The sequence below is a fragment of the Cupriavidus sp. 2TAF22 genome, from assembly GCF_052115045.1.
Lineage (GTDB): Bacteria > Pseudomonadota > Gammaproteobacteria > Burkholderiales > Burkholderiaceae > Cupriavidus.
Genome location: NZ_JBFRFX010000066.1, coordinates 1 through 26,091, shown reverse-complemented (window position 1 = coordinate 26,091; position 26,091 = coordinate 1). Strand labels below are relative to the sequence as shown.

Here is a 26,091-nt window from a genome sequence, read left to right as displayed (position 1 = left end):
GCCCGTCCGCGTCCACCGGCACATAAGCCAGCCGTGCGCCCACGGCGGAGAAGACGATGCGCGCGGGCGGGTAGCCGGGGTCTTCCACGGCCACCACGTCGCCCGGGCGGCTCACCACGCGGGCCAGCAGGTCGATGGCCTGCTGCGCGCCATGCGTGACGATGACATCCTGCCAGTTGCTGACCACCGCGCGGCTGAAAGCCAGGTAGCGCGACACCGCCAGGCGCAGTTCCTGCTCGCCGGCGGGGTCGCGGTAGGCGCCTCGTCCGCGTGCCTGTACCCGCAGTGCGTGCCCCACGCAGCTGCGCCATTTGTCGAAGGGGAACAGGCTTTTGTCGGTCACGCCGCCGACGTAGTCGAAGGCAGGCGCCGCGCCCGGTGCCGTGTGCGGCAGGGCGTCCGGCAGTTCTTCCCAGATCGAGCCCGAGCCCGGGCTCGGGAATGCCGGCGAAGGTGGATGCGCCAGCCGGCTCATCTCGGGCGCCACGAAGGTACCGTCGCCGGCGCGCGAGCGCAGGTAGCCTTCGGCGATCAGGCGCTCGAAGACATCGAGCGTGGTCTTGCGCGAAACGCCGAGCCTGGTAGCGAGATCCCGGGTGGACGGAAGCCGTTCGCCCGGCGCCAGCCGGCCGTCGACGATGCCCGCGCGCAACTGGCGGTAGAGCTGGCCGGCCAGCCCTTGCCGGCCGTGAATATTCAAATGGACATCCATTTACTGGTTACCTGAGGCGCAAGGAATTTCGTAGATTCTACGAGCCAGTCCGGACGCTTTCCACTTGCCCCGGACGGGCATCGTCGTTTGTGCTTCATCCAGCGCTGCCCGCGCCGGCGGGCGCGGCGGCGCGCGGCGCCAGGCTGCCGGCGAAGCGGCCCGCCGTACGCAGCGCCAGGTAGCCGATGACCAGGTTGCATGCCAGGAAGAACGGCCCGGCCAGCGCGCGCGCCGCCGGCACGCCGGCAAGGGCCAGCTGCAGCACGCCGACCGCGGCGCTGGCCAGCCCGAAGGTGTACGACCACGAGCCGAAGTGGTGGAAGGGCTGTTCGCCAAGCCAGCGAAACAGGCGCAGGCCGAGCAGCATCTGGAACAGGCCGTAGCCCAGCAGCATGAGGATCCACTGCGAGTGGGCCGATTGCGGGGCTACGGCCAGGCATGCGGCCGCGCACACCATGGGCGGCGCGAACTGGATGCCCAGCAGCGCCCGCTGCGAGGCCGGCATGCCCTCGTGCTGCAGCAGCCGGCCAACCACCTGCGATTCCAGCGCCAGCCACGACAAGGTCCCCGCCCCGACAAACAACCAGCCCCAGTCCGCGTGGCCGAGCACGCCCAGCGTGGCGCCGCTGGCCAGGTTGGCGGCCACCGTGGGCAGGTAGAGCGCAGGCGTGGTGTCGCGCGGATCGCGGCCGCCTTGCCACAGCCTGCCGGTGTGCCAGAGGGCGAAGGCCAGGTGCCAGCCGATGCCGGCCACGGCCAGCAGCCACGCGCCGGCCGGCGAATACGGCAGCAGCGCCGGCACCAGCTGGAGCGTGGCGATGGCCAGCAGGGCCGGCGTGCTGCCCCGTACCGGATGCGCGAATTCTGCTTCCAGGGCGCCGCGCCGGTGCAGGAGCTGCGCGGCATAGGTCACCAGCAGCCCCGCCCACAGCAGTGCCGCGCAGGCCAGGATCGTCTCGGAGATGGCATGCGGCATCTGCCACAGCGTGCTGGCGTGGCGCCACGCGCGGCCGATCACGGCCAGCCCCAGCACGATGCTGAAGGCCGCGGCCGGCAACGGCGGCGCCATGGCGGCAGCGTGCGGGACGGCGGGTTCGTTGGCGGCACAGGCCGGCGCGATGCCGGCCGCTGGCGGGTGGAGCGGTTCGTGGGACATGGGGGCGGCTTGCTTGCGTACTGACGTACTTCCAGTGCGGAGATTCCCTGGCCGTGGGGCAGGCGTCAGCCCTCGCGCCCGTCGGCGCGCGGCCGCGTCAGGAACGGCGCGTACTTGAACAGGTAGAGGGCGAATGCCGCCATCCAGGCTGCCGCCGCCGAGCCGATCCAGAACGCCTTGTACTGCGGCAAGAGCAGCGGCCCGGCCACGCGCAGCAGGGCCGCCGCGGCGATGCAAGCGTAGGCGGCCGTTTCCATGGCGCGCGCTTCGAGCTTGCGGCCGGTGTGGCCCAGCGCCGTGCGCGTGATCATGCCCATGATGGCGCAGCCGATGGCGCCCACGGTGAGCGCGTGCAGCGCGGTGGAGCGGTCCGCCCAGCCCAGCGCGGCGGCGGCCAGCAGCGCCAGCCCAAGCGGCAGGCAGGCGTAGGCCAGGTGCAGGATGGCGGTCAGCGGCGTGCGCAGGGTATGGCGCGAGCCCCAGCCGCCCAGGCGTACCGCCTGGGCCAGGGCCGCCAGCAGCGCGATCGCGGCGGTGGCGATGCCTTGCGGGGCCAGCGCGCAGGCGGCCATCGCGGCCAGCGTCAGCGGCACCACGCTACGCTCGGCCAGCGAAGAGCGGCGGATCCGTACCCCGGGTACGGAATTGGCGGTGAACATGGGGATGACGCGCCCCCCGATCACCGTGATGAACACCACCACCAGCCCGATGCCGGCGTCGGCGCTTTGCAGCGCCACGTGCGCGGCACCCCGCGCCAGGGCCACATGGAACGCCAGGTTGAGCGCCCACAGCAGGAACATGGCGCCGGCCAGGCCGTAGTTACGCTTGCTGCCGGCGCGCACCAATACATGCAGGAAGCTGGCCGCGCATAGCAGCAGGAAAGCCAGGTCCAGCACCACCGCGGCCGGCGCCGGTCCGGTCCACATCAGCACGCGCGCCGCCAGCCAGACGGCCGCCAGCGCGGCCAGCAGCGCGCCGCGCGGTGTTTGCAGCCCGGTCCAGTTCTTGCCCGCCGTGAACAGGAAACCTACCACCACCGCCGCCGCAAAGCCGAACACCATTTCATGGGCATGCCAGAGCATGCCGCCCATGGGCGGTTGCGCGGCGCCGCCCGGCCACCAGCCCAGGTAGATGGCCGCCCAGAGGCCCACCGAGACCACCGCGAAGGCAGCCGCGAGCAGGTAGAAGGGCCGGAAAGCAAGAGCGAGCACGGGATGGCCGCCGGGACCGGCAGGGGAGCGGCTGGCGGGTGGCTGGGTCTGGAGCAGGGGCTGCATGGGCGCCTCGCAGAATGTCGGGTTACGTATCCCCGTGGGATGCCGGGGAACTCAGGCTGTGGCGGCTTCCTCGCAATGCTTGCGGAAGGCCGGGTACAGGCGGATCTCCTCGCGCGTCATGCGGGCCCGCAGGCGCGACACGGTGCGACCCAGCGCACGTGCGAACTCGAGCTTGTCGCCGCCTTGCCGGTAGCTATCGAAGAAGGCCAGCACCTCACGCGAGATGACATGCATCTCCGCCTCGTATTCCTGCGCGATCGGCTGGGTTTGCGCATGGCGGTGCATGGGCGGATAGAGGCGGCGATCTTCGCGCGCCAGGTGGGCTACCACCAGCTGGCGCAGCTCGACGAGCTTCTTCTTGCCGGCATCCGAGCCGATGCCCAGGGCATGGAGTTCGTCGAGCATGGCGAAGATGCGTTGGTGCTCGTCCAGCATGGTGTCGATCAGCGAGGTCATTGCGCTTCTTCCTTGTCGTATTTATCGCGGTTGCGGCGGGCTCACGCGGTGTCTTTGCATCGTGCGGCGCAGCAACCTGACAACGATTCTATAAAACAAGCATTTCAAATGCAACATAAAAAACGGCGTGCGAATCGGGCCATGCAAAAGGACTGGCAGGCAGCGGGCGCGACGATCCGCCGCGGCATTGCCGGGCAAGCCATTCCCGGCAATGCCAGCAAGCACTGCAGCGAAGCGGCCCCACAGGTGGTTACCAGAAAAATCCGAAAACTGGCTATGGCGGCCAAGCCATCGAGGACCTAATCTGCACGGGACGGGGCCTGTGGCGCACCCAGGCGTAGCCGTTTCCCGCCTGTGCCAGCCCTTTCGCAAAAAAAGAACCAAGTTTGATCATCGTCTGCGCATGCCTGCATGCCGGGATGAATTAACGGAGGGCAGGCTGCCGCCGGGCGCCGCCTGCATGTCCGCAATATTGCCACCCACAGGGCGGGCGCATCCGCATGCCCGGCAACCGTCGCCATACGCTAAGTGCGGCAGCAACCGATCGTCCCATGAACACCATCGCTATCCTGCTATCCGCCTTCTTGCTCTCGGTGGTCGCGCTCGCGGCCTTTATCTGGAGCATGCAGAAGGGCCTGTTCGATACCTCGCCGGCCGCGGCGAACGTGATCTTCGACCGCGGGGAGGCGGGGCAGTCGGAAGACCCTGCCTCCGACCAGTCGGGCGCGCACGCGTACAGGGCTGCCCACGAGGCGGAGCACGATTCGTCGCGCGATATCGCCGATGAATCGTCGGCACCCGTGGTCTTCCTGTTTATCTGTTGCGCCATGGTGTGGCTGGTGGTCGCGTCCATGGCGGGGCTGACCGCCTCGGTCAAGCTGCACGAGCCCGACCTGCTGGCGCAGGTGCCCTGGCTGTCCTTCGGCCGCATCCGCACCATCCACCTGAATGCCGTGGCTTACGGCTGGGCACCGATGGCAGGCTTGTCGATCGCGCTGTTCCTGCTGCCGCGCCTGCTCAAGACACGCCTGCAGGGCGCGAAATACGCGGTGCTGGGCGCCGCGCTGTGGAACGCGGGCCTGATCGCCGGCATCGGCAGCATCGCCGCCGGCATCTCCGACGGCCTGGAATGGCTGGAGATTCCCTGGCAGGTCGACATCCTGCTGGTGGCGGGCGGCGCGCTGGTCGGCATGCCCCTGGTGCTGACGCTGGTCAACCGCAAGGTGGACCACCTCTACGTTTCGGTCTGGTACATGGGCTGTGCGCTGTTCTGGTTCCCGGTGCTGTTCCTGGTGGCCAATTTCCCCGGCCTGCACTTCGGCGTGGAGCAGGCCACCATGAACTGGTGGTTCGGCCACAACGTGCTGGGCCTGTTCTACACGCCGCTGGCGCTGGCTTCGATCTATTACTTCCTGCCCAAGATCATCGGCCAGCCGGTCAAGTCGTACGGCCTGTCGTTGCTGGGCTTCTGGGCGCTGGCCTTTTTCTACGGCCAGGTCGGCGGGCATCACCTGATCGGCGGCCCGGTGCCTGGCTGGCTGATCACGCTGTCCATCGTGCAGAGCATGATGATGCTGGTGCCGGTGATCGCGTTCTCGATCAACCAGCACCAGACGCTGCGCGGCAACTTCCACCGCCTGATCGATTCGCCCACGCTGCGCTTCATGACCTTCGGGGGCATGATGTACACGCTCAGCTCGGCCCAGGGCTCGTTCGAGGCCCTGCGCTCGGTCAACCGCGTGACCCACTTCACGCACTACACCGTGGCGCACGCCCACCTGGGGCTGTACGCCTTCGTCAGCTTTGCCTTCTTCGGCGCGATCTACTTCATGGTGCCGCGCGTGACCGGCCGCGAATGGCCATACCGCTGGATGATCTACGCTCACTTCTGGCTGGCCGCGGGCGGCATCGGCGTGTACTTCGTGGGACTGTCCATCGGCGGCTGGCTGCAGGGCACGGCCATGCTGGACGCCGCCAGGCCATTCATGGATTCCGTGAGCGTCACCATCCCCTACCTGAAGGTGCGCTCGCTCGGCGGCAGCATGATGCTGCTCGGCCATCTCTTCTTCGTCACCAATTTCGTATGCGCAATTCTTGGCCTGGGACCGAACCGGGACCGGCCCGCTCTGTTCCATCAAGGCCGCAAGCGGGCACTGGGAGCTTGAAACGTGAACAATGAACGAGCCCTGCTGGCCGGCGGCATGGTCATGCTTGCCCTGGCAACCAGCGCCCTGGTCGTGATTCCCTACCTTCAGCTCAGGGATGTGAAACCCACCGAAGGCGTCAAGCCGTACTCCGCCGCGCAGCTGCGCGGGCGTGAGGTATATATCGCCAACGGCTGCGTCTACTGCCATTCGCAGCAGCCGCGCGACGCTTCGTTCGCACCGGACGCCAAGCGCGGCTGGGGCCGCGTGGCGGTGGCCGGCGACTACTACTACGACAAGCCGCACCTGCTGGGCACCATGCGCACCGGGCCCGACCTGATGAATATCGGCGCGCGCCAGCCCAGCGCCGACTGGCACCTGGGCCACCTGTACCAGCCGCGCGCCTATGTGCCGGGCAGCATCATGCCGAGCTATCCCTTCATGTTCGACATCAAGGACAAGGCCGAGCAGGGCGACAAGGTGGTCGCGCTGCCGGAAGCCTTCAACCCGCCCGGCAAGGTGGTGGTGGCCACGGCGACCGCGCTCGACCTGGTCGCCTACCTGCAGTCGCTCAACCGTACCGGCGCCGTGCTGCCGGCGCCGGCGCCCGCCAAGCCAGCCCAGTAACCGCGTCCCGGAGAATACACAGATGGACAACCCATCGGAAAAGCGCCAGGCCGCGGCAGCCCGCTCGCGCGAGAACCCTGATCCCCACGAGAGCCGCACGCCGATTCCCAAGGTGGTGCTGGCCATCGTGGCGGGGCTGGTGGCCTGGGGCGCCTGGTATATCGCCGTGGCGCCGATCGACCAGCCGCCGGAGTTTGGTGACCGCCGCACCGTCGCCGACCTGCAGGGCAGCGGCAAGCCGGCCGGCGGCAGCGTCGACGGCGCCGCCATCTTCCAGGGGCGCTGCGTGGCGTGCCACCAGGCCACCGGGATGGGCTTGCCCGGCGTGTTCCCGCCGCTGGCCGGCTCGGAATGGGTCAACGGCAAGGATGCCAAGGCAGCCGCGATCGTCCTGCGCGGCATCACCGGCAAGCTGACCGTCAAGGGCAGCGCGTACAACGGCGCCATGCCGGCCTTCGCCGACCAGCTCAACGACGCCGAGATTGCCGCCGTGCTCACGCATGTGCGCGGCCAGTGGGGCAACAGCGCGCCGCCGGTGACGGCAGACACGGTCAAGGCCGCGCGCGCCGAAACCGCCGCCATGACAGCGCCCTTCGACGGCGACGCCGGGCTGGGCGCGCCGGGCGGCTGACATGATGTCGCCCGCACGGCCGGCAGCCGCGGGGCCGGCACTGGCATTGTTGCTGGTGCTGGTGCTGGCGCTGGCCGTCGCGGGATTGCACTACCTCACCTTCGGCTTCACCGCCTGGACGCTCGATGACCGCCGCGCGGAGCGCATCGGACAACACGCGCTGGCGCTGCCCGCCATCGATACGCGCAACCAGCTCGGCCAGACCACGCGGCTGTTCGGCGCGGGCGTGCAGCCAGGGCAGGGCGCGCAGCTCTACCTGGTCGACTTCATCTACACACGCTGCATGAGCGTGTGCCGCGCGCTCGGCTCAGAGTTCGCGCAACTGCAGTCGCGCATCCGCGCCGACGGCATGGAGGGCCGCATCGGACTGGTTTCGCTCTCATTCGATCCCGCGCGCGACGATACCGCCAGCCTGGCCGGCTACGCGCGGGAACACCGTGCGCGACTGCCCGGCTGGCAGGTAGCGGCCCCGCTCGCAGCGCCTGCCATGCGGGCGCTGCTGCACGATGCCGATGTCATCGCTATCCCGGATGGCCTGGGCGGCTTCGAGCACAACGGCGGCTTGCACGTGACCGATGCCCGGGGCCGCGTGCTGGCCGTCTACGCGCTGGCCGATTACCAGCAAGCCTACGACTTCGCACGCGGGAGGGTGCGATGACCGCGCCGGTCGCCCAGGTGCCCTGGCTGCGCCAGCTCGCCGCGCGCGTGCCGGGCCGCGCCTGGCTCGCCGCCGCGCTGGCGCTGGCCGGCGGTGCGCTGTGCATCCCGCGCGTGCATGCGCTGCTCGAAGGCTCGATGACGCTACAGATGCTGGTGCTGCTGCCGGGCCTGTCCGGCGCCGGCTGGGCGCTGCCCTGGCTGCTGCCGTGCGCGCGTCGCGAGCGCGTCGCGGCGGCCTTGCGGCCCTATCTGCTGAGCCTGCTGGCGTTTGCGCTGCTGGCCTACGGCGCATGGATGCTGCCTATCGCGCTGGACCTGAGCCGGCTGGAACCGGCCACGCTGGCTGCCAAGTACGTGCTGGTGCTGGCGGCCGGCATGGCGGCGCATATCGGCGTGGGGGCCGGCGCATGGCCGCTGGTGCTGTTCTTCGGCGGCAACTATGTCTGGATGGGGCTCACCATCGGGCTGCTGTTCATCGACAGCGAGCAGCGGCTTTGCGCCAGCTACCTGCTGGCCGACCAGCGCGTCGCGGGCGTGGGGCTGACCATCTATTCCGGGCTGCTGGGCATCTGGCTGCTGGCCTGGGCCGCGGGCAAGGCGGATCAGCCCGCGGTCTAGCAAGGCGCCCATCCAGGGTATGCGAGGCATGCGCGCGCATGCAAGCCGCTTATGCCATCCATTAGCCATTGGGCCTGTCGCCCGCCATCAACGCATTGTCTAATGCATCGAAAACCAGGCGCAGCGGGCCGGCCGGCACCGCTGCCGATAACGATGATGGAGACAATGCCCTATGAAGCGCCCCGCTTTGCTGCTGTCCACCTGCGCGCTGCTCGCGTGCGGCGCCGCCCGCAGTGCCGATACGGCCACCGTGCCATTCCCCACGCGCCCGATCCGTCTGGTGGTGCCACTGACCAGCGGGGGCATCGCCGATGTGATGAGCCGCGTATTGGCCGAGAAGCTCAAGGATTCGCTCGGCCAGGCGGTGGTGGTGGAGAACCGGCCCGGTGCCGGTACCATGCTCGCCTCGGAATACGTCGCGCGCGCCGATGCTGACGGTTACACGCTGCTGATGGCGGCGTCTTCGCTGACCATCGCGCCGGCCGTGTATCCCAAGGGGCGGGTGCGGTACGACCCGGTGCGCGACTTCGCGCCGATTTCGCTGGTGGCAGAAGTGCCGCAGGTACTGGTGGCCACCCCGGGCCTGCCGGTGCGGACCGCCGGCGAACTGATCGAATACGCGCGCCGCCATCCGGAGCAGGTCAACTACGCTTCGTCCGGCGCCGGCACGTCCAATCACCTGGGTGCCGAGCATTTCAACCAGCTCGCGCACATCCACATGAAGCACGTGCCATACAAGGGCACCATGCAGGGCCTCAACGATGTCGTGGCCGGGCACGCCCAGGTCATGTTCGCCGACCTGGCCGCGGCCGACAGCTTCATCAAGGCCGGCAAGCTCACCGCGCTGGGCCTGAGCAGCGCCCGGCCATCGCCCGCGCGTCCGCAGTTGCCCGCCATCGCTCAGTCGGGCCTGCCGGGTTTTGCCAGCATGTCGTGGCTTGGCCTGCTGGCGCCGGCCAATACGCCGCCGCAGGTCATCGCGCGGCTGAACGACGCAGTGCTCAAGGCCCTGCGTTCGAGCGACGTCAAGGCGCGCTTTGCCGCGCTCAACGTCGACCTGGCGCCGTCCAGTCCCGAGCAGTTCAAGCGCTTTATCGCCAGCGATGCGGCCCGGTGGGCCGACATCGCGCGCGCCACCGGCGCCTCGGTGGAATAGCGCCCGGCTGCATTCGCCGCGCCGCGCGCGCCGCAGCAGCCGGCGCGCGCTGCCCTGCGCCCCTGCGCGGGGCTGGTTACGGCCGAGACTCTGCGCCGACGCCATCCCTGCGGGTGCCTGCCTCGCGCGTTGCCTGCGCGCGCGTGCCCGCGCATTGCGCCGGCGCCTCACTACAACAACAGCAAGTACCGGAGGAGACATCCCATGAAACCAAGCCAGCTCACGATAGCCGCACAAGCCACGCAAGCCACCCTGGCCGTGCTGGCGGCCATGCCGTGCGTGGCGGCCGCACAGGCCGTCACGCTGTACGGCGTGGTCGATACCGGCGTGGAGTACATCAACCACGTCGGCGCGGCGAGCGACCACGTAGCCCGCATGCCGGGCCTGACTGGCACCGTGCCGTCGCGCTGGGGCCTGCGCGGCAACGAAGACCTCGGCCATGGCCTGAAGGCCGTGTTCGTGCTGGAGTCCGGCTTCTCGCCCGACAACGGCGTATCCAACCAGGGCGGCCGGCTGTTCGGGCGCCAGGCCTATGTCGGGCTGGCGGGCAACTGGGGCCAGCTCGGGCTCGGCCGCCAGTACACCATGACGTTCTGGGCCAACCTGGAAGCCGACATGCTCGGCCCAAACACCTTCGGCTCGGCCTCGCTGGACAGCTATATGGCCAACTCGCGCGCCGACAACGCCATTACCTACAAGGGCACCTTCGGCGGCTTCACCATGGGCGCCAGCTACAGCTTCGGGCGTGACGGCGCCAATGCCGGCCCCAGCCCGGCCGGCACCAACTGCGGCGGGGAAAACCCGGCCGACCCGCGTGCCTGCCGCGAGTGGTCCGCGTTGCTGCAGTATGACGCCAGGGCGTGGGTGGTCAACGCCGCCTACGATTCGCTGCGCGGCGGGCCGGGCGCCTTCGGCGGACTGACCAGCAGCGGCCTGCGCGACGACCGCCTCTCGCTCAACGGCTTCGTGCGTTTCGGCGAGTCCAAGGCGGGCCTGGGGCTGGTGCGGCGCGACAACAAGGGCAGCCCCACGCCGCGCAGCGATCTCTGGTACGGCGGGGTTTCCTACGCGGTGACGCCGGCCTTCAGCGTGGACGGCGAAGCGTTCTACCTGCGTTTCCATGACAGCAGCAACAAAGCCTGGCTGTTCGCCGCACGCGCCACCTATGCCTTGAGCAAGCGCAGTTCGGTCTACGCCACCGCTGGCTATATCAACAACGGCGGGCAGTCGGCCTTGTCGGTCAGCAACGGCCAGCCTGGCGCGAATCCCGCGCCGGGCGCCACCCAGCTCGGCGCCATGGTGGGCATCAAGCACGTATTCTGATGGCACTGCGCCGGCCCCGGTATCGCTGCGGCACCGGGTTGGCCGGATGCACGAAGGGCCGGCGGAAATTCCTGCCGGCCCTTCGCGTTTTTCTTTCGGCTGCGGGAGGCAACCGCCAGCGCGCCTGGTCAGTTCGGCTCCACGCCCGCGAATGCGTTCTCCAGCAAGTGCAAGATGCCTTCGCGCGTGAGCGGCGCCGGGTTGGGGTAGGGCGCGCGCAAGGCCTGGTCGGCCACGCGCGCCAGGTCTGCGTGCCGTACGCCAAGTTGCTCCAGCGCCAGCGGCACCTGCAGGCGGCGCGCCAGCCGGTGCAGGCCGCGCGCGGCGTCGTCGCCGCCGAGCGCGCTGGCAATGCGCGCCATGACCCGCGGCGCGGCGGCCGCGTTGTACTGCACGGCATGCGGCAGGATGATGGCGTGGGTCTCGGCATGTGGGAGGTTGAGCATGCCGCCCAGGGTGTGGCAGAGCTTGTGGTGCAGCGCCACCACGCAGCTGCCGAGCACCGAACCGGAGAGCCAGGCGCCATACAGGCAGGCGGTGCGCGCGGCCAGGTCATGCGGGCGTGCCATGACATCGGGCAGCGCGCCGGCGAGGGCGCGGATGCCGTCTTCGGCCATCAGCGTGGTGACGGGGTTGGCGTCGGCTGCGTACATCGCTTCCACGCAATGCGCGATGGCATTCAGGCCGCTGGTGGCGGACATCGCCGGCGGCAGGCTCAGCGTGAGCCGCGGGTCATAGACCACGCTGCGCGGCAGCACCTGCACCGAGCGCCCGGTCTTCTTCTCGCCGTTCTCGGTGATGCCGTAGATCGGTGTCATCTCCGAGCCGGCATAGGTGGTGGGTACCGCCACGATGGGCATGGGCGACTCCAGCGCGATCGCCTTGCCCAGGCCGATGGTGGACCCCCCGCCCACCGCCACCGCGCAGTCGGCGCCCAGCCGCGCGGCCAGCGCGCGCGCCTGGCGCGCGACCTCGATGGGCACATGCATCACCGCACCCGGGAACGTGCCGCCATGGCGATCGCCCAGCAGCGCGGCGACCTGGTCCGCCAGCGCGGTCTGCTCGGGCGTGCACAGCACCAGCGCGCGCTTCGCGCCGACCAGGTCGAGCTCGCGCGGCAGCGCCGCGAGCGAGCCGGCGCCGAACACCACGCGCGCGGGCAGGGGCGAGTAGATAAAGCGGTCTTGCATCATGTGTGGTGTCTCCCAGTGGTGGCGGCCGGAGCCGCGGTCATGCCGCGCCCATGGCATCGCCTCAGGCGATGGCATCGGCGCGGCGTATCGAAGCGATCATCGAGCTGTCGAGCAGGAATTCACGGGTCTTGCGCGGGTCGAGCGAGATCGCGTGCATGGCCTGCTGGTTCTGGCGGCGCACCTGCGGGTCGCGCTCTTCCATGGCCTTCTTGTTGCGGATGCTGTTCTTCTGCACCACCTCCACCGCCACGGTGCGGCGCTGGCGCGAGTAGAGGTCCAGCAGCCCGGCGCCGGCGCGGCCGTGCCATACCTCGGCCAGCTTGTTGCCGAGGTTGAAGGCGTCATGCACGCCGCCGTTCAGGCCGAAGCCGCCGATGGGGTTGTTGATATGGGCCGCGTCGCCGGCCAGCAGGATGCGGTCCTTGACGAAGGTGTCCGCCACGCGCTGGTGCACGCGGTAGGTGCCGGAGTAAGCCAGTGGAAAATGCATGTCCACGCCGAGCGTCTCGCGCAGGCGGGCCTGCACATTGGCGGGTTCGAGCAGCACCGCGTCGTCCACGTCGGGGTCGGCCGGCATGGCGACGCGCCAGAGGTCGGGGCGGGCATCGTCGTACAGCTTCAGCACCACCGCCCAGTGGTCCGGGTCGGAGACGTAGGCGGTGCCGGTGTAGCCCAGCGGCTCCATCGGCATGGCCACATTGGTCACCAGGAACTTCTCTTGCCAAGTAAAGCCCTCGAAGGCGAAGCCGGCGCTCTTGCGCACCATGCTGCGGGCGCCGTCGGCGCCCACCACCCATGGCACCTGCAACGCGCGCGAGCCGTCCTTGCTGCGCAGCCGGAGCGTGGCGCGCTCGCCGTCGCTGGTGGCCGATTCGAGGCTTTCACCGAAGCGCAGCTCCACGCCGGGCAAGGTGCGCAGTTCTTCGACCAGCAGGCTGGACAGGTAGTGCTGGGGCAGGTGGAAGCGAAACGGGAAATCCGTCAGCGCGGACAGCGTGCCGAGATCGAACTCGGCATAGACGCCTTCGGTGCGGTCGCGCATCTGCCAGACCGGGATGCGGATGCCCATGCGCGTCAGCGCCGCCTCGACGCCGAGCTCGCGGAAGATCTCCAGCGTGGGCGGATGGAAGGCTGCGCCGCGCTGCTCGCGCGCGATCTCGTCCGCGCTCTCGAACACGACGCAGGGCACGCCGCGGCGCGCCAGCGTCAGTGCGGTGGTCAGGCCAACGGGGCCGGCCCCGATAATCGCAATTCGTTCATCGTATGACATGTTCGGTTCCTTGTTTGGATCGGCGTCGCCTAGAATCCGTGTGCAAGGTACCGGCCGGCCCGGCGGGTGTCGATACGCACAATCGCATCGGCGCCATTCGGAACTTGAATGCGCGCCGGCCACACGGGCGCGCGCGGTTCGGGTACAAGGAAGCCTGCCGCGGCGCTGGCGTTCGCTCCCGCCAGGCAGTGCGCCACAGTCCACACAGGAATTCTGTTCATGGCAAAGAATGCCGGTTTCGCCGCCTCGCTCGACCTTCGGCTGCTGATTGTCTTCGACGCGGTGTTGCGCAAGCGCAGCCTGACCCAGGCCGGAGACAGCCTCGGCTTGAGCCAGCCGCTGATGAGCCAGTCGCTGAGCAAGCTGCGCCAGTACTTCGGCGATCCGCTGTTCGTGCGTACCACGGCCGGCATGTCGCCCACGCCGCGCGCGCGTGAGCTGGCGCCGCGCATCGCCACCGTGATCCAGCTGATGCAGGAGGCGATAGAAAGCCCCGACCAGTTCGATCCGGCGCTGTCGCACCGCAGCTTCAGCTTCGTCGCTACCGATTTCGGCGCGGCCTTCCTGCTGCCGCGGTTGCTGCGCCACCTGGCGGAGCATGCCCCGGGCATCCGCGTGCGGGCGATTGCAGCGCCGCGCCATGGCGTGGAGGAGATGCTGGAGGAGGGCGAGGCGGACCTTGCCCTGGGCAGCTTCGCGATCAGCCGCTCCCCGTTCTACCAGCGCCGGCTCTACGCCTCGGACTATGTCTGCCTGGCGCGCGCCGGCCATCCGGCCGCGCAGGGCGTGCTGGACGAGCAGGCTTATCTCAATGCCTCGCATGCGCTGGTGGCACCGCTGCCAATCGGCTACGAGGCGCTCGAGCGCTTCTTGCTGGACAGCATTTGCGCCGAGCGCTTCGTGGTCACGCTGCCGAACTTCCTGACCGTGCTCACCACGCTGCCCAGCTCCGACGCCTTGTTCACGATGTCGCGCCGGGCCGGGGAGGAAGTGGCCAGGCTGGTCGGCGCCCATGTGATGGAGCTGCCGGTGCGCATCCCCGGCTTCGTGGTGCGCCAGTTCTGGCACGAGCGCTTCCACAAGGATCCCGCCAACAAGTGGTTCCGCGACCTGATCCACTCCCTGCTGGCCGACCACGGCCACGCGGACGATGGGGGTGAAAGCGGCGACGGGGCCCGCTCCGCCTGACGCCCCCGGATGCCGTTTTGGCATTCGGTCTATGCCTTTGCGGCTATGGCCGCGTGCCGGGTGCCCTTCCATACTTCTGCCAGGCCCGCATGCACCGGTTGCGCGGGCAGTCAAGGAGACGGTATGGACAATACGCAAGGCAATCTCATTCGTGGTCTGCATCACATCACGCTGTGCACCARCACGGCCCAGGGCGATGTCGACTTCTTCGTCAAGGTGATGGGGCAGCGTTTTATCAAGCGCACGCTCTTTTACGATGGCCGCATACCCATCTACCACCTTTACTTCAGCGACGAGGATGGCACCCCCGGCACGGTGATGACCACCTTCCCGATGCGACGCACGGAACTCGTCGGGCGCAAGGGATCGGGCCAGTTCACAGCCATTGCCTACTCGGTGCCGGCGGGCTCGCTGGATTTCTGGCGCGAGCACTTCGGCCGCAACGGCATCGCCATTGCGCAGGAGTCGGAGCGCTTCGGCGAGAAGTACCTGCGCGTGGTGCATGCAGGCATCGACTTCGAAGTGGTGGAGGATCCCGCCGATACGCGCAAGCCGTGGCGCTCCGGGCACGTGCCGGCGCAATACGCGGTGCGCGGCTTCCATAACTGGACCGTGACCGTGCGCGAGCTGGAGGACATGGACACCTTCATGGAGCGCGCCTGGTACTTCCGCAAGACGGCGGACGACGGCAGCTTCACGCGCTACGAGGCGGGCGAGGGCGGCGCCGGGCGCCGCATCGACGTACTGCACGCGCCAGACCTGCGCCAGGGCACCTGGACGCTGGCCGAAGGCATCGTGCACCACGGCGCCTTCGACGTGGCGGACTACGATAGCCAGGCCCGCGTGAAGTTCGACACCGAGGGCATGGGCTTCACCGATTTCTCGGACCGCAAGAACCGTGGCTATTTCGAATCGGTCTACGTGCGCACCCCGGGTGGCGTGATGTTCGAGGCGACCAAGTCGCTCGGCTTCAAGATGGACGAGGAAGAGGCGCTGCTGGGCACGGAGCTGAAGATCTCGCCGCAGTTCAACGTCTCGCACGAGGACCTGCGCAAGCAAATGCAGAAGGAGGACCCGATCCATGTCTGATCGCAACAAAGCAGGACTGCAAGCATGGCTGCCGCGCGCGGCCTCGGAGGTGACGCCATGATGTCGTTCAAGCTGACCGGCACCGGCGCGCGCAAGGTGATGTTGTTTCCCGGCCTGCTCGGCACGCGCGACGCCTTCGATGACATGCTGCGCTGGGCCGACCTCGACGCCTTCCAGTATGTCGCGGTGGAGTATCGCGGCTACGGGCAGGCACGCAAGGAACGCGGGCTGATGACCCTGCGCGAGGCCGTGATCGATGCCACGCGGCTGGCCGATTTCCTGGGCTGGCGGCAGTTCGCCGTGGCGGGGCACTCGCTGGGCGCGCTGACCGCGCAGATGCTTGCGGTGGCGCTGCCGCAGCGCGTGGATGCGATCGTGTCGATCGCCGGGCTCAACGCGCGCGGCGGCAGCAACGATCCGCAGCGCCTGCAGACGCTGCAGGCGGCGGCCGAGTCGGCGCAGCGGCGCGCGGAACTGGTGGCGGCTGGCACCGCGAATCGCTATGCCGCGGCTTTTGCGCGGGCCGTGGTCCAGGCCAGCTGGGACAGCATCGATGCCGCCGCCTTCGCCAGCTATGCGCGCGATGCCAGCCGTACCGACATCAGCCAGCAGGTCGAAGGCAGCGAGCGCCCGATCCTGGTGCTGGTGGGCGAGCATGACGCCGTCAACACCGAGGCGGCCGCGCGCGCCACTACACTCCAGTGGTACCGCGACGCGACCGTGCAGGTGCTGGCCGGAGCGGGCCACTACCCATTGCTGGAAACGCCGGCCGCCACCAGCGCGGCGCTGGAATCCTTCCTGCTGGGCCAGCCCGCCTAGCCGGGCACGCGGCCGCGCTTGCCGCCTGCGTTGCAGCCGCGACGGCGGCGGGAGGCGGCGGTCGCGGCCCATTTTCCTAGACGCGCGCCACGTCGAACAGCAGCACTTCCGCATCCCGGCCCTCGTCCAGCGTCAGCGCACACGGGCCGGCGATCTTCAGCGCGTCCCCCTGGTCAAGCTGGTGCCCGTTGGCGCGCAGGTGTCCGCGCGCCACCTGCAGGTAGGCCTGGCGCTCCGCGACGCACTGGTACTCCACCCTGTCGGCGCCGTCGAGGATGGCCGCGCGCAGCCAGGCGTCCTGATGGATCAGCACGGAGCCGTCGCGGCCATCGGGCGAGGCGATGAGGCGCAGCGCGCCGCGCTTGGACGCCGCATCGAAGTGCTGCTCCTGGTAGCTTGCGGGCAGGCTTTTTTCGCGCGGCTCCATCCAGATCTGCAGGAAATGCACCTCCTCGCTGGCCGAGGCATTGAATTCGCTGTGCGCGATCCCGCGGCCGGCGCTCATACGCTGCACGTCGCCATAGCGCAGCACCGAGCCGTTGCCCATGCTGTCGCGATGCGCAAGGGCGCCGCTGATGACATAGGAGATGATCTCCATGTCCCGGTGGGCGTGTTCGCCAAAGCCCATGCCGGGGCTGATGCGGTCTTCGTTGAGGACCACGATGGGGCCGAAGCGCAGATGGCGGGGATCGTGGTACGAACCGAAGGAGAAAGAATGACGGGCGCGCAGCCAGCCGTGGTCGGCGTGCCCGCGTGGCTGGGCGTGGCGGAATTCGATGCTCATGGCAGTGTGGTTCGAGTTGCTTCGGGTGAGAAGGAGAGGGCGGCGATCCTGGTGGTGTTCGCGGCCGCTTACAGGGGAATCTTCAGTTGCAGCCACAGCCGCGTGCCCTTGGGCCGGTCGTGGGCATCGAACTCGAACTGCAGCTTTAGGATCAGCGGCATGGCCGGCGTGATGTTGTAGCTCAGGTAAGGGCCCAGTGCGTTGACGCGGCCGCGGTTGCCGTTGCCGTTGACGACCTGGCCGTTCTGGCGGTCATCGGTGGTCTGGCGGTAGACGTAGCCGTTGATGCCGAACTGCAGTGGCGCGACGGGCCGGTAGCCGGCACTGAATTCGATCGTGGCTTCGTCGCCGGACTGGTAGTTGGTGGCGTTGTTGCGGGTGTTGAAGCCGTAGCGGAACTTGGCGTTCACATCGACCTTGGGCAGCGGGAACCAGGTCACGGCGAAGAAGGGGGCGAACTGGTAGTAGTTGCGCCCGGTGTTGACGCGCGCGCTGGCATCGTAGGTGCCATACGTAGCTCACCCGCGCGGCGACTGAATTGACCTCCAGGCTGAAGTCTGCGAGTTGCCTGTTGTCGCGGCCGTTGTCGTCCTTGGAGCGGGCGGCCTTGTAGTACGAGTAGTAGAAGAAGGCGTGCAAGCCCTCGGGCAGCATCATGCCGTTGTAGTTGGTCTCCACGCCGACGGGGTATGAGCTGCCGCCGCCCTCGGTGGCCAGCGCGGCTGCGCTGCCGAGCGCGAGCGTGGCGGCCAGCGCGATGTCCACCCCGCGGCGGGGCAGCGCCGGGGAGCGGTGCACGCGCGCGCAGGCTGGCGCCGTACCGGCGCCGGCAAGTCGTTTTTCCATGAAGATTTCCTGGTTGTCTGCAAGAGGGGAACAACAACTTGAACCGGCCGGTGCGGCGCGCCGCGGGCGGGCGGCCTGCGGCCGCGGCTATGCCGCGGCGGCGCGGTGCAGCACGAAGTCGAAGTCGAGCCGGTGACGGCCGTCGGGCTGCGGCACCCATTCGCCCACGAGCGATTCGCGCACGCCGAACACCGCGTCGGAGTCCAGGTAGCGGTCGCCCTTGCGGAACACATGCGTGACCAGGGTTTCGTAGCCGGGTGCCTTGATCATGAAATGCAGGTGGGCGGGACGCCACGGATGGCGGCCCGTGGCACGCAGCAGCTCTCCCACCGGGCCGTCGTCCGGAATCGGGTAGGCCTGCGCCACGATGGTGCTGAAGCTGAACCTGCCGTCGTCTCCGCCTTGCAGTACGCCGCGTGCCTGCGCCGCGTCCAGCCCCTCGTACTGGACGTCATAGTTGCCCTGGGCATCGGCTTGCCAGACGTCGATGGTGGCGCCGGCCACCGGCTTGCCATCCAGGTCGCGGATCGTGCAATGCACGTCGCAAGGATCGCCCTTGGCGCCGTTGGCGAGGTCGGCGCCATCCTCGAACTGCGGCGCGCCTTCGACATGGAAAGGGCCGAACACCGTGGCCTCCGTGCAGCCGGGCGGCTTCTGGTTGTTCATGCACACGGTGAGCATCGACAGCCCCAGCACGTCGCTCAGCAGGATGAACTCCTGGCGCTTGTCGTCGCACTTGTGGCCGGTGTCGGTGAGGAAGCGGATGCCCCTGAGCCATTCGGCCTCGGTGAGCCTGACCTCGCGCGCAAAGCTGTGCAGGTGCTGCACCAGGCTGGTCACGATCTCCTTGACGCGCGGATCCGGGGTATCGGTCAGGCGCGCGAGTACCGCCTGCGTGATGGTGTCTTGGTCGAGATTGCGCATGGTTATTTCTCCTGCGTTGGGGGACCGGTAAGGAAGCGATTGGCCGGACTGCGCGCTCATGCAAGCGTGCAGGCCTGCTCGAACGACAGCCGCGGGCTGCGTGCGAAGACCTTGGCGGGATCGCCGTAGCCCAGGCCGCAGATGAAGTTGGACTTGATGGCGGTGCCGGCAAAGAAGGCCGCGTCCACGGCGGCATTGTTGAAGCCCGACATCGGGCCGCAGTCCAGCCCCACCGCGCGCGCGGCCAGGATCAGGTAGGCGCCCTGCAGCGTGCCGTTGCGGAACGCAGTGGTCTCGCGGAAGGCGCTCTTTTCCTCGCCTTCGAACCAGGCCTTGACCGCCGGGTTGTGCGGGAACAGTTCGGGCAGCGCCTGGTGGAAGTTGGTGTCGTAGCCGACGATGGCCACCACCGGTGCGTTCATCACCTTGTCGACGTTGGTGGGGGCGAGCGCGTCCTTCAGCTTGAGCTTGGCGTCCTGCGTGCGCACGAACACGATGCGCGCGGGCGAGCAGTTGACGGAGGTCGGGCCCCATTTCATCTGCTCGTAGATTTCGCGCAGCTGCGCGTCGGAGACGGAGCGGTCGCGCCAGCCGTTCTGGCTGCGGGCGTTGCCGAACAGGGTGTCGAGGATGTCGTTCTTGGGCATGTCGGGGTTCCTTTGTGATACGGACGGAAGCAATGGAAAGCCGGCCGCCCGGCGCGGCAAGGGGCCACGCCGGCGGGCGGGATGCTGGTCGGCCGGGTTCAGATGGACAGTGCGCCGGCCAGTGCCACTTCCTCCTGGTGGCGGGCCGAATCCAGCGCCTTGGCGTAGTCGGCGGTCTTCTTGTATTCGGTCTCGTCGGCCGCGGTGGCGTCGATGCCGCAGACCTGGCGCGCCAGCTTGCCGTAGGGACCCGCGCCGGAGAACTCGGCGCGCTGCATGGTGAGCATGCGGATGCTCTGCAGCGGCGTGCCGTTGAAGTTCTCGAACACGAACAGGCGGTTGCCCCAGTCGCTCAGGAAAAGGTCGCGGATCACGCGGCCGATCTTGACGCGGTCGTGGGGCTTGCCCACCGGGCCACTGTTCATGCGCTCGAACCAGCCGTTGAGCTTTTCGTCGTTCCACTGGTCTTCGCTGGCGAAGATCAGTGCGCTGCGGCCGCACAAATCGACCAGCTCGTAGATCATCTGCGAGAAATTCTCCAGGTAGAGCGCGCGGCCGAAGTCGTAGATCAGGATGTTCGGCTTGTAGTGCCCGCCCGGCGTATGGAAGCCGAGTTCCTCGCTGGAGATCACGTGTGCCAGCATGGCCTGGTGAAAACCGATCAGCTTGGCCAGCCGCGTCTGCACGGCCGGGATCTTGTTGGTGCCGATATGCTCGGTGATCAGCACGGCCAGGCCGGCCACCAGCTCGGCGCGCACCATCTGGCGGATCAGGGCGTGGTAGTGCAGCCAGTCGAACACCCGTTGCGGATAGAGCTTGGCATGCTCGGGGTTGCCGATATGGAATACGTGCGACCACGGGATGAAGACGTTGTCGAACACGGTCATGCCGTCGAGCTCGTCGCCCTGCGAAGCCAGCGGATGTTCGATGGGATCATCCTTGACCAGGCTTTCGCGGCAGACGATGGTGACGCCCTTGGTGTTGACCGGGGTGGCGGCGAAGATGATCTGGTCGCCCGGGATGCCGGGGCGGAAGAACACGCCGATATGGATCCAGTCGGCGAAGGCCACGCCGGTGCCGATGGCCTTGACGCCGGACACCACGATGCCTTCGTCGTTCTTTTCCACCACGCGCAGGCCCGGCGATTTCTGCTGTGCGTCCGGGTTGGAGCGGTCCATCTGCGGGTCGACGAACTGCGGCGCGCAGTTGAAATCACGCTCCTTGGCGAACTGGATGAAGTCGACGATGTTCGCGGCCTTGATGCGGCCTTCGGCGCCGATGGACTGCGTCTCCCACGGCTGCGGGTCGTCGATATAGGTGGTCAGCACGTAGTTGTTGACGTCCGGCGTGCGCGGGAAGGACGCGCCGGCCATCTCGCGCATGACGGTCTCGTGGTACTTGCGCTTGCGGCGCAGCTGTTCCTTGTCGCGGTGGCCGAACCACTGCATGGCGCGCCGCTCGCCGTCGTCGTCAATGAACGTCATGACGTCCTGCAGGTCGGGGCGGTGGTGCAGGTCGTAGAAGTCGGCATGCCGCCGGGCGTAGTCGCGCGTTTTCGGATGGGTGGCAATGTTGTCGATCTTCTCGTTGCCGACCCAGACATCGCGGCCGTCGTTGAGGGATTCCAGGTACTGCTTCCCGGTGCGGATCATGGCTGTCTTCTCCTTGAGTGAATCGACTTCGCGGGGATGCGATGCGATCTGGTGCTGCGGTGATGGTGCGGTGGCTGTGCGCGCCAGACGCCTGCGCTCAGGCAGCGACGGGTTGCGTGGTGGCATAGGCGCGCTGGCAATAGACCAGCGGCGAAACGGCGTCGGCGTGGCTGGCCGCCAGCACATGCGCGATGAATATGCTGTGGCTGCCGACCTCGTAGGACTCCGCCACGCGGCAGTCCAGCGTCACGCTGGCGGCCTGGCTGCATGGCGCGCCGGTCTGCAAGGTGCCCCAGTCCCCGTTGGCGAAGCGCTCCGGCATGGGCAACGCACCGGCCCCGGCGAACACTTGCGACACGGCGGACTGCGCGGACTGCAGCCAGTTCACGCTGAGCACGCCGTTGGTCTTGATGACGGCATTGGCGTAGCTCTTGCGGTTGATGCAGACCAGCACCGTGGGCGGGTTGTCGCAGACCGAGCACACCGCCGAGCAGGTGACACCGGCCACGCCGGCAGCACCGTCGGTGGCGATCACGGTCACCGGCGTGACGGCCTTGGCGAGTGCTTCGCGGAAGGCCTGCGCCGTGATGCCGGGATGCGCGTCGGGCGTCTGGTCATGCGCGGTGTCGTGGGCTGCAAAGGGAAAGCCTGGCATGGTAGATCCTCCTTTCGTGGACATTGCCCGATGCTGGGGAAGTCTTCGCACCATCATCGGGAAGAACACTGCATGTCTGTCTCTGGTGCGCTTTTGTGTGTGCGTCCGGCGCGCATCTCGCGGCTTCCTGTGTTCAAGGCCGTGCGTTGAAAGTAGACTAAATGGAATGCCGGCCTTCTACTATCGAGACGAAGTCATGGACACTATTCCTTCGCGGAATGAAGACGAACTGGGCCTCCATCACCTGCAGGTATTCGAGGTCCTGCTAGCCGAGCGCAGCCTGACCAAGGCCGYGCGCGTGCTCAATCTCACGCAGCCTGCGCTGAGCAAGACGCTGGCGCGGCTGCGGCTGTATTTCGGCGATCCCCTGTTCGTGCGCGTGGCGCTGCGCATGGAGCCCACGCCCAAGGCGCTGGCGCTGGCCGAGCCGGTGCGCGGCATCCTCGAGCGCATGCGCGCGCTGCGCTCGGACCACGTGCCGTTCGATCCCGCCAAGGCGGAGCGCACCTTCAGTTTTTTCATCACCGATGCGGGCGTGGCGCAGATGCTGCCGCCGATCATCAACCACCTCGGCATCGCGGCGCCACGCGTGCGCGTGCAGGCCGTGAACTGCGATGCGCAGCACATCGACCTGTGGCTGGAGTCGGGGCTGGTGGATATCGCGGTCGGCTCGTTTCCCAACCTCACGCAAGGCGTGCGGCGGCAGCCGCTCTGGCGCGAACGCTACGTGGCGGTGACGCGCGCCGGCCATCCGCGCCTGGGCCCGACGACGGACCTGGCGGAATTCGCGGCGGAGAAACACGTGCTGGTCACGGCGGCCGGCACCGGGCACGAGCACCTCTCCATCGAGCGCGCGCTGGAGGCTGTCGTGCCGCGCGAGAACATCGTCTGCCGCGTGCCGATGTTCACCGCGGCGGCGATGATCGTCAGGCATTCCGATGCAGTGGTGATGCTGCCGATGACGCTGGGCACAGTGCTGGCGAGGGACATGGGGCTGCAAATGGTGGAGTCGCCGCTGACGCTGCCCAGCATCGAGATCGCGTTGTACTGGCACGATCGCGTGCACCGCGAGGCGGGCAACCAGTGGATCCGCTCGGTGCTGCGCACGCTGTTCCAGCGGCAGGATGCGGCGCGGCCGGAATAGGGGCGACGCCTTACAGGTAAACCCTTCGGCGAGCGCCGGTTATAGTCTTTATGCTCGGGCCCGCGCTGGAAGCGCAGCGTTTCACGCCATAGCATTCGCTGCATGCGTCCCGGGCGTGTTGCCCCGGTCGTTCACGCGGATGCCTACCGTGCGGGAGACGAATCCATGAGAGTCATCACCGAAGCAAGCGAATTCGCGCCACGCGGCGCGGTTGTGTCCATCGGCATGTTCGACGGCGTGCACCGCGGACACCGGCGCGTGCTGTCGCTGCTGCGCGCGCGCGGCCGGCAGGCCGGGCTGCCCGCCGTGGTGGTGACGTTCGATCCGCACCCGCGCGCCGTGGTCCATCCCGACGGGCCGCCGCCATTGCTGTCGAGCCTGGACGAGCGCCTGGCCCTGCTGGCTGCCACCGGCGACGCCGATGCCTGCCTGGTCCTGCGCTTCGACAGGCAGCGCAGCGCGCAGGCCGTGGAGGACTTCGTGGGCACCACGCTGGCCGGGCAACTGGGCATGCGCGCGCTGGTGGTGGGCGAGAATTTCGCATGCGGACGGGGCCGCAAGGGCAAGGTCGACTACCTGCGCATGCTCGGGGCGCTGTGGGGATTCGCGGTGGAGCCCGTGCCGCTGCGCGGGCCGGCGGAGGCCGTCGCGGGCAATCATTGCTCGTCGAGCGAGACGCGCCGCCTGATCCAGCTTGGCGAAGTCAGGGCAGCCGCGGCACTGCTGGCGCGACCGCACGAGATCAGCGGTGTCGTTGCCGCGGCGCAGGCGCCATCGGCGCTGCAGGTGATGTTGCCGCAAGGCATGTGCATGCCGGCCGCGGACGACTACGCCGGCGCGGTGCGGTGCGCGGGGCGCGCGCTGCCATGGACTCCGGCGATCCTGCGCGTGATCCCGGCATCCGCTGGCGGCATGCGCGCGGTGCACCTGCTCACGCGCGAAAACATCGATGCAGCCTGCGGCGAGCGCATGACGCTGCGTTTCTTTCACCGCGCCAACGAACTGGCGCAGGTGGAGGAGCTGGCCGCGGCGTGAGCGGCCGCGCGGCGCATCGCGATGATTGCCGCCAACCGCGTTGCGCCCTTACAGGGCCGCACCCTGTGCGGGCGCGGGCTTCGCGGCGAGCGTGGCCGACCGGGCTTGCGCTCCGGCGGTGCTGTTCCTGGTGATGAGGCTGGTGATCTCTGCATCGGCCTGCTTGGCGTAGCCGCAATAGACGTCGGTGCTGTATGCGGTCTTCCTGACCGCGCCGGGCTGTGCGCGGTCACGCTTGGTGGTATCCATGTCGGCCTGCATGGACAGGCCGGTCTGCAGCGAGCCGCGCGCCACGTAGTCTTTCTGACCTGTCAGATAATGGCCTGAAAAAACCCGAGCTCAGGCCGCGAACGCGAACTTGTCGAGCAGGCGCAGGAATTCTTCAAACTCGGCCGTGCTGAAATCCTTCAGGCGCGCGTTCAGCACTTCGGGAGCGATCTCGGGAATCCGTGCGGCCACGGCGCGGCCCTTGTCGGTCAGTTCCAGGTTGACCACGCGGCGGTCTTCGATACTGCGCGAGCGGGCCAGCAATCCCTTCTGTTCCAGCTTGTCCAGCATGCGGGTCATGAGGCCGGAGTCGATGACCAGGAGCTTGCTCAGCTCAAACGGCGTGGTCGCCGTCCCGCGCGAGAGCGACAGCACGATGCCCATTTGCTGGGCGGTGATGTCCAGTTCCTTGAGCGCCGCATCCATTTCCATCAGCACGAGGTTACGGGCCTTGTTGAGGAAGAACCCGACACTTTGCGTGAGGTTGAAGCTCTCGTTGGTGTAATGCCTCATCGTCTTTCCCCCTCGTTCGTCGTTGCGCTGTCTGGATAGTATTTGCGCAGTCAGATAATTGCAAGGTCAGAATCTACGTTTCATTCGTTGGCGGGGGGTGTGCCGGAGTATGAGGCCGTCATGGCACCTGGATGCCCGGTGCCGCTGGCTACGGCGCCTGGCCCGGCCGGCGAAGCGGCTGGCGGGAGAATCCCCGAAACATGGCGATGACGGTGCCGGGGGTGGCGCAACCGAGGGCCTGCGCGACCGCTTCGCGGGTTGTCCGAAGACGGCGATCCGGCTAGGGAAGTCGTGCCGGGCACGGCCGGAGACGCGAGCGGCGAGAGCGTATCTTCGCCGGCGAGCGCGAATCCGCCGCTGGCGGTTGGCTGGGGAAGGGGGATTGGACGGAAGAAGGAAGCCTGGCCTCCGGAAGAATACCGGCGGCCAGGCCTGGATCGCCGCGCCGCGCGCGCGGCGATCCAGAATGCAACCTGGAATCGCGGTGTCCGCGAGATCAGCGCGACGCCCTTATTGGGACTTTGCGCCGTCAGTGTACGGGTCGGGCTTGCCGGCCTTGGCGCCGTCGGTGTAGGGGTCGGGCTTGCCAGCCTTGGCGCCGTCGGTGTACGGATCGCGCTTGCCCTGCGTAGCGTTCAGGTCGGACCGCGTGGATTGCTTGGCACCGTCCGTGTAGGTATCGAACTTGCCGGATTTCGCGCCGTCTGTGTAAGTGTCGAATTTGCCGGTTTTGGCGCCGTCGGTGTAGGGATCGGCTTTCTTTTGCTGGCCATAGCTCGCGCCAGAGGCCACAGCGGCGGCGACCAGTAACGTCATTGTGAGTACTTTGCGCATCGTTTGCTCCAGGAGTAATGACAGAATGCATTGGGACCAGCCATCGGCGCCTAGCCGACGGTCGTCCTAGCCTATGCTGTGTGTCGCACAGTTAAATCGTAGGAGCGAAACCGGGGAGGCCGTAGGAAAACGTTGTAAGTGCTTGTTGCTTGATGCGCGAACCGCCATTGGCACCGCTTGATGTGCCTCTTGTGGAATATAAAGGGGTACCAAGGGAGGCTGAAGCGTTTCATGCGGTGCATGGATGGCCGTTGATCCGATTCCGTAAGAGGCTTCCCAAAGATTCTTCTGAAAACTCCTTGACTATCTATCTACCAGTAGGTAATATTCTGCTCATGGAAGCCACTGCTCCGCCCCAGCAAGAAAGCTGAAGCAGGAAAGAGGATCCAGCGCAGTACCGGGGACACCCCGTTTTTTTTGGCCAGACAGTCTATCTACTAGTAGATAACAGCCAGGGGAAGCGAAGGACTC

27 protein-coding genes and 1 pseudogene are annotated in these 26,091 nt (G+C 67.8%); 13 read left to right on the top strand and 15 right to left on the bottom strand.

Translation table 11 applies throughout. From position 1 onward, the window contains the following. The 4 genes from AB4Z48_RS37935 to AB4Z48_RS37920 form a co-directional block, all read right to left on the bottom strand. The coding region (locus tag AB4Z48_RS37935) for an aminotransferase-like domain-containing protein (protein WP_441623634.1) at positions 1-712 on the bottom strand (712 nt) is incomplete at its 3' end. Between the two features lie 94 nt (positions 713-806). Then, positions 807-1,868, bottom strand: coding sequence for a dicarboxylate transporter/tellurite-resistance protein TehA (locus AB4Z48_RS37930; RefSeq protein ID WP_441623632.1), 1,062 nt, complete (start codon positions 1,866-1,868; stop codon positions 807-809). Between the two features lie 65 nt (positions 1,869-1,933). Further along, complete coding sequence (locus tag AB4Z48_RS37925; protein ID WP_441623630.1) at positions 1,934-3,145, bottom strand: NnrS family protein; 1,212 nt, start codon at positions 3,143-3,145, stop codon at positions 1,934-1,936. A gap of 51 nt (positions 3,146-3,196) precedes the next feature. Further along, on the bottom strand, positions 3,197-3,601 hold the full coding sequence (locus tag AB4Z48_RS37920) for a hemerythrin domain-containing protein (RefSeq protein ID WP_441623628.1): 405 nt from the start codon (positions 3,599-3,601) through the stop codon (positions 3,197-3,199). Between the two features lie 141 nt (positions 3,602-3,742). Between AB4Z48_RS37920 and AB4Z48_RS37915 the strand changes: the two genes are divergently transcribed. The 8 genes from AB4Z48_RS37915 (at position 3,743) to AB4Z48_RS37880 (ending at position 10,760) form a co-directional block, all read left to right on the top strand. Next, positions 3,743-3,904: a hypothetical protein gene (locus AB4Z48_RS37915; RefSeq protein WP_441623626.1), complete on the top strand. Its 162-nt coding sequence runs from the start codon at positions 3,743-3,745 to the stop codon at positions 3,902-3,904. Positions 3,905-4,152: 248 nt separating this feature from the next. Next, positions 4,153-5,766: a cbb3-type cytochrome c oxidase subunit I gene (locus AB4Z48_RS37910; protein WP_441623624.1), complete on the top strand. Its 1,614-nt coding sequence runs from the start codon at positions 4,153-4,155 to the stop codon at positions 5,764-5,766. Between the two features lie 3 nt (positions 5,767-5,769). Then, complete coding sequence (locus AB4Z48_RS37905; protein ID WP_441623622.1) at positions 5,770-6,372, top strand: cbb3-type cytochrome c oxidase subunit II; 603 nt, start codon at positions 5,770-5,772, stop codon at positions 6,370-6,372. A 22-nt stretch (positions 6,373-6,394) separates the two neighbouring features. Then, positions 6,395-7,003: a c-type cytochrome gene (locus AB4Z48_RS37900; protein ID WP_441623620.1), complete on the top strand. Its 609-nt coding sequence runs from the start codon at positions 6,395-6,397 to the stop codon at positions 7,001-7,003. A 1-nt stretch (position 7,004) separates the two neighbouring features. After that, the gene (locus tag AB4Z48_RS37895; RefSeq protein ID WP_441623618.1) at positions 7,005-7,661 is read left to right on the top strand and encodes an SCO family protein; all 657 of its coding nucleotides are present in this window, start codon (positions 7,005-7,007) and stop codon (positions 7,659-7,661) included. After that, positions 7,658-8,281: a hypothetical protein gene (locus tag AB4Z48_RS37890; RefSeq protein ID WP_441623616.1), complete on the top strand. Its 624-nt coding sequence runs from the start codon at positions 7,658-7,660 to the stop codon at positions 8,279-8,281. The genes AB4Z48_RS37895 and AB4Z48_RS37890 overlap by 4 nt, the downstream gene beginning before the upstream one ends. Positions 8,282-8,453: 172 nt before the next feature. Next, positions 8,454-9,437 (top strand): tripartite tricarboxylate transporter substrate binding protein, encoded by a 984-nt coding sequence (locus tag AB4Z48_RS37885; protein ID WP_441623614.1) that lies wholly within the window; start codon positions 8,454-8,456, stop codon positions 9,435-9,437. Positions 9,438-9,641: 204 nt separating this feature from the next. Beyond that, complete coding sequence (locus AB4Z48_RS37880) at positions 9,642-10,760, top strand: porin (RefSeq protein WP_441623612.1); 1,119 nt, start codon at positions 9,642-9,644, stop codon at positions 10,758-10,760. Positions 10,761-10,888: 128 nt separating this feature from the next. On the opposite strand, the gene AB4Z48_RS37875 is transcribed toward AB4Z48_RS37880, so the two are convergent. Together AB4Z48_RS37875 and AB4Z48_RS37870 are read right to left on the bottom strand one after the other, a co-directional pair. Beyond that, a complete protein-coding gene (locus AB4Z48_RS37875; RefSeq protein ID WP_441623611.1) occupies positions 10,889-11,953 on the bottom strand; it encodes a maleylacetate reductase in 1,065 nt (354 codons plus the stop codon). A 61-nt stretch (positions 11,954-12,014) separates the two neighbouring features. Continuing rightward, positions 12,015-13,223: an FAD-dependent oxidoreductase gene (locus tag AB4Z48_RS37870; RefSeq protein ID WP_441623609.1), complete on the bottom strand. Its 1,209-nt coding sequence runs from the start codon at positions 13,221-13,223 to the stop codon at positions 12,015-12,017. A gap of 219 nt (positions 13,224-13,442) precedes the next feature. Here AB4Z48_RS37870 and AB4Z48_RS37865 point away from each other — a divergent pair, with 219 nt between their 5' ends. The 3 genes from AB4Z48_RS37865 (at position 13,443) to AB4Z48_RS37855 (ending at position 16,319) form a co-directional block, all read left to right on the top strand. Next, positions 13,443-14,411, top strand: coding sequence for a LysR family transcriptional regulator (locus AB4Z48_RS37865; RefSeq protein WP_441623607.1), 969 nt, complete (start codon positions 13,443-13,445; stop codon positions 14,409-14,411). A gap of 123 nt (positions 14,412-14,534) precedes the next feature. Beyond that, complete coding sequence (locus tag AB4Z48_RS37860; protein ID WP_441623605.1) at positions 14,535-15,500, top strand: hydroxyquinol 1,2-dioxygenase; 966 nt, start codon at positions 14,535-14,537, stop codon at positions 15,498-15,500. A 24-nt stretch (positions 15,501-15,524) separates the two neighbouring features. Then, entirely contained in the window at positions 15,525-16,319 is a 795-nt protein-coding gene (locus tag AB4Z48_RS37855; protein WP_441623603.1) for an alpha/beta fold hydrolase, read from the top strand. Between the two features lie 76 nt (positions 16,320-16,395). On the opposite strand, the gene AB4Z48_RS37850 is transcribed toward AB4Z48_RS37855, so the two are convergent. From AB4Z48_RS37850 to AB4Z48_RS37825, 6 genes and pseudogenes are all read right to left on the bottom strand, one after another. Continuing rightward, a complete protein-coding gene (locus tag AB4Z48_RS37850; RefSeq protein WP_441623602.1) occupies positions 16,396-17,103 on the bottom strand; it encodes a pirin family protein in 708 nt (235 codons plus the stop codon). Between the two features lie 68 nt (positions 17,104-17,171). Beyond that, a pseudogene (locus tag AB4Z48_RS37845) lies at positions 17,172-17,552 on the bottom strand (SphA family protein); the annotation flags it as partial. A gap of 484 nt (positions 17,553-18,036) precedes the next feature. After that, positions 18,037-18,873, bottom strand: a complete 837-nt coding sequence (locus AB4Z48_RS37840; RefSeq protein ID WP_441623601.1) for an intradiol ring-cleavage dioxygenase — start codon at positions 18,871-18,873, stop codon at positions 18,037-18,039. A gap of 56 nt (positions 18,874-18,929) precedes the next feature. Continuing rightward, positions 18,930-19,520 (bottom strand): malonic semialdehyde reductase, encoded by a 591-nt coding sequence (locus AB4Z48_RS37835; RefSeq protein ID WP_441623599.1) that lies wholly within the window; start codon positions 19,518-19,520, stop codon positions 18,930-18,932. Between the two features lie 98 nt (positions 19,521-19,618). Next, entirely contained in the window at positions 19,619-21,172 is a 1,554-nt protein-coding gene (locus tag AB4Z48_RS37830) for a 4-hydroxyphenylacetate 3-hydroxylase family protein (RefSeq protein WP_441623597.1), read from the bottom strand. A gap of 97 nt (positions 21,173-21,269) precedes the next feature. After that, the gene (locus AB4Z48_RS37825; protein ID WP_441623595.1) at positions 21,270-21,827 is read right to left on the bottom strand and encodes a flavin reductase; all 558 of its coding nucleotides are present in this window, start codon (positions 21,825-21,827) and stop codon (positions 21,270-21,272) included. A 196-nt stretch (positions 21,828-22,023) separates the two neighbouring features. Here AB4Z48_RS37825 and AB4Z48_RS37820 point away from each other — a divergent pair, with 196 nt between their 5' ends. Continuing rightward, on the top strand, positions 22,024-22,971 hold the full coding sequence (locus tag AB4Z48_RS37820) for a LysR family transcriptional regulator (protein WP_441623593.1): 948 nt from the start codon (positions 22,024-22,026) through the stop codon (positions 22,969-22,971). A gap of 165 nt (positions 22,972-23,136) precedes the next feature. Next, entirely contained in the window at positions 23,137-24,006 is an 870-nt protein-coding gene (locus AB4Z48_RS37815) for an FAD synthetase family protein (RefSeq protein WP_441623591.1), read from the top strand. Between the two features lie 48 nt (positions 24,007-24,054). Here AB4Z48_RS37815 and AB4Z48_RS37810 read toward each other — a convergent pair whose 3' ends face one another. The 3 genes from AB4Z48_RS37810 to AB4Z48_RS37800 form a co-directional block, all read right to left on the bottom strand. Beyond that, the gene (locus tag AB4Z48_RS37810) at positions 24,055-24,300 is read right to left on the bottom strand and encodes a hypothetical protein (RefSeq protein ID WP_441623589.1); all 246 of its coding nucleotides are present in this window, start codon (positions 24,298-24,300) and stop codon (positions 24,055-24,057) included. Positions 24,301-24,345: 45 nt separating this feature from the next. Then, positions 24,346-24,786, bottom strand: coding sequence for a MarR family winged helix-turn-helix transcriptional regulator (locus tag AB4Z48_RS37805; RefSeq protein WP_441623587.1), 441 nt, complete (start codon positions 24,784-24,786; stop codon positions 24,346-24,348). A 510-nt stretch (positions 24,787-25,296) separates the two neighbouring features. Further along, entirely contained in the window at positions 25,297-25,620 is a 324-nt protein-coding gene (locus AB4Z48_RS37800; protein WP_441623585.1) for a hypothetical protein, read from the bottom strand. Positions 25,621-26,091: the final 471 nt, after the last annotated feature.

Bases quoted from the DNA above. Each gene is read 5' to 3' on its own strand.
- AB4Z48_RS37930 (WP_441623632.1), bottom strand. From the start codon at position 1,868: ATGTCCCACGAACCGCTCCACCCGCCAGCGGCCGGCATCGCGCCGGCC.
- AB4Z48_RS37925 (WP_441623630.1), bottom strand. From the start codon at position 3,145: ATGCAGCCCCTGCTCCAGACCCAGCCACCCGCCAGCCGCTCCCCTGCC.
- AB4Z48_RS37920 (WP_441623628.1), bottom strand. From the start codon at position 3,601: ATGACCTCGCTGATCGACACCATGCTGGACGAGCACCAACGCATCTTC.
- AB4Z48_RS37915 (WP_441623626.1), top strand. From the start codon at position 3,743: ATGCAAAAGGACTGGCAGGCAGCGGGCGCGACGATCCGCCGCGGCATT.
- AB4Z48_RS37910 (WP_441623624.1), top strand. From the start codon at position 4,153: ATGAACACCATCGCTATCCTGCTATCCGCCTTCTTGCTCTCGGTGGTC.
- AB4Z48_RS37900 (WP_441623620.1), top strand. From the start codon at position 6,395: ATGGACAACCCATCGGAAAAGCGCCAGGCCGCGGCAGCCCGCTCGCGC.
- AB4Z48_RS37895 (WP_441623618.1), top strand. From the start codon at position 7,005: ATGATGTCGCCCGCACGGCCGGCAGCCGCGGGGCCGGCACTGGCATTG.
- AB4Z48_RS37890 (WP_441623616.1), top strand. From the start codon at position 7,658: ATGACCGCGCCGGTCGCCCAGGTGCCCTGGCTGCGCCAGCTCGCCGCG.
- AB4Z48_RS37885 (WP_441623614.1), top strand. From the start codon at position 8,454: ATGAAGCGCCCCGCTTTGCTGCTGTCCACCTGCGCGCTGCTCGCGTGC.
- AB4Z48_RS37880 (WP_441623612.1), top strand. From the start codon at position 9,642: ATGAAACCAAGCCAGCTCACGATAGCCGCACAAGCCACGCAAGCCACC.
- AB4Z48_RS37875 (WP_441623611.1), bottom strand. From the start codon at position 11,953: ATGATGCAAGACCGCTTTATCTACTCGCCCCTGCCCGCGCGCGTGGTG.
- AB4Z48_RS37870 (WP_441623609.1), bottom strand. From the start codon at position 13,223: ATGTCATACGATGAACGAATTGCGATTATCGGGGCCGGCCCCGTTGGC.
- AB4Z48_RS37865 (WP_441623607.1), top strand. From the start codon at position 13,443: ATGGCAAAGAATGCCGGTTTCGCCGCCTCGCTCGACCTTCGGCTGCTG.
- AB4Z48_RS37855 (WP_441623603.1), top strand. From the start codon at position 15,525: ATGGCTGCCGCGCGCGGCCTCGGAGGTGACGCCATGATGTCGTTCAAG.
- AB4Z48_RS37850 (WP_441623602.1), bottom strand. From the start codon at position 17,103: ATGAGCATCGAATTCCGCCACGCCCAGCCACGCGGGCACGCCGACCAC.
- AB4Z48_RS37840 (WP_441623601.1), bottom strand. From the start codon at position 18,873: ATGCGCAATCTCGACCAAGACACCATCACGCAGGCGGTACTCGCGCGC.
- AB4Z48_RS37835 (WP_441623599.1), bottom strand. From the start codon at position 19,520: ATGCCCAAGAACGACATCCTCGACACCCTGTTCGGCAACGCCCGCAGC.
- AB4Z48_RS37830 (WP_441623597.1), bottom strand. From the start codon at position 21,172: ATGATCCGCACCGGGAAGCAGTACCTGGAATCCCTCAACGACGGCCGC.
- AB4Z48_RS37825 (WP_441623595.1), bottom strand. From the start codon at position 21,827: ATGCCAGGCTTTCCCTTTGCAGCCCACGACACCGCGCATGACCAGACG.
- AB4Z48_RS37815 (WP_441623591.1), top strand. From the start codon at position 23,137: ATGAGAGTCATCACCGAAGCAAGCGAATTCGCGCCACGCGGCGCGGTT.
- AB4Z48_RS37805 (WP_441623587.1), bottom strand. From the start codon at position 24,786: ATGAGGCATTACACCAACGAGAGCTTCAACCTCACGCAAAGTGTCGGG.
- AB4Z48_RS37800 (WP_441623585.1), bottom strand. From the start codon at position 25,620: ATGCGCAAAGTACTCACAATGACGTTACTGGTCGCCGCCGCTGTGGCC.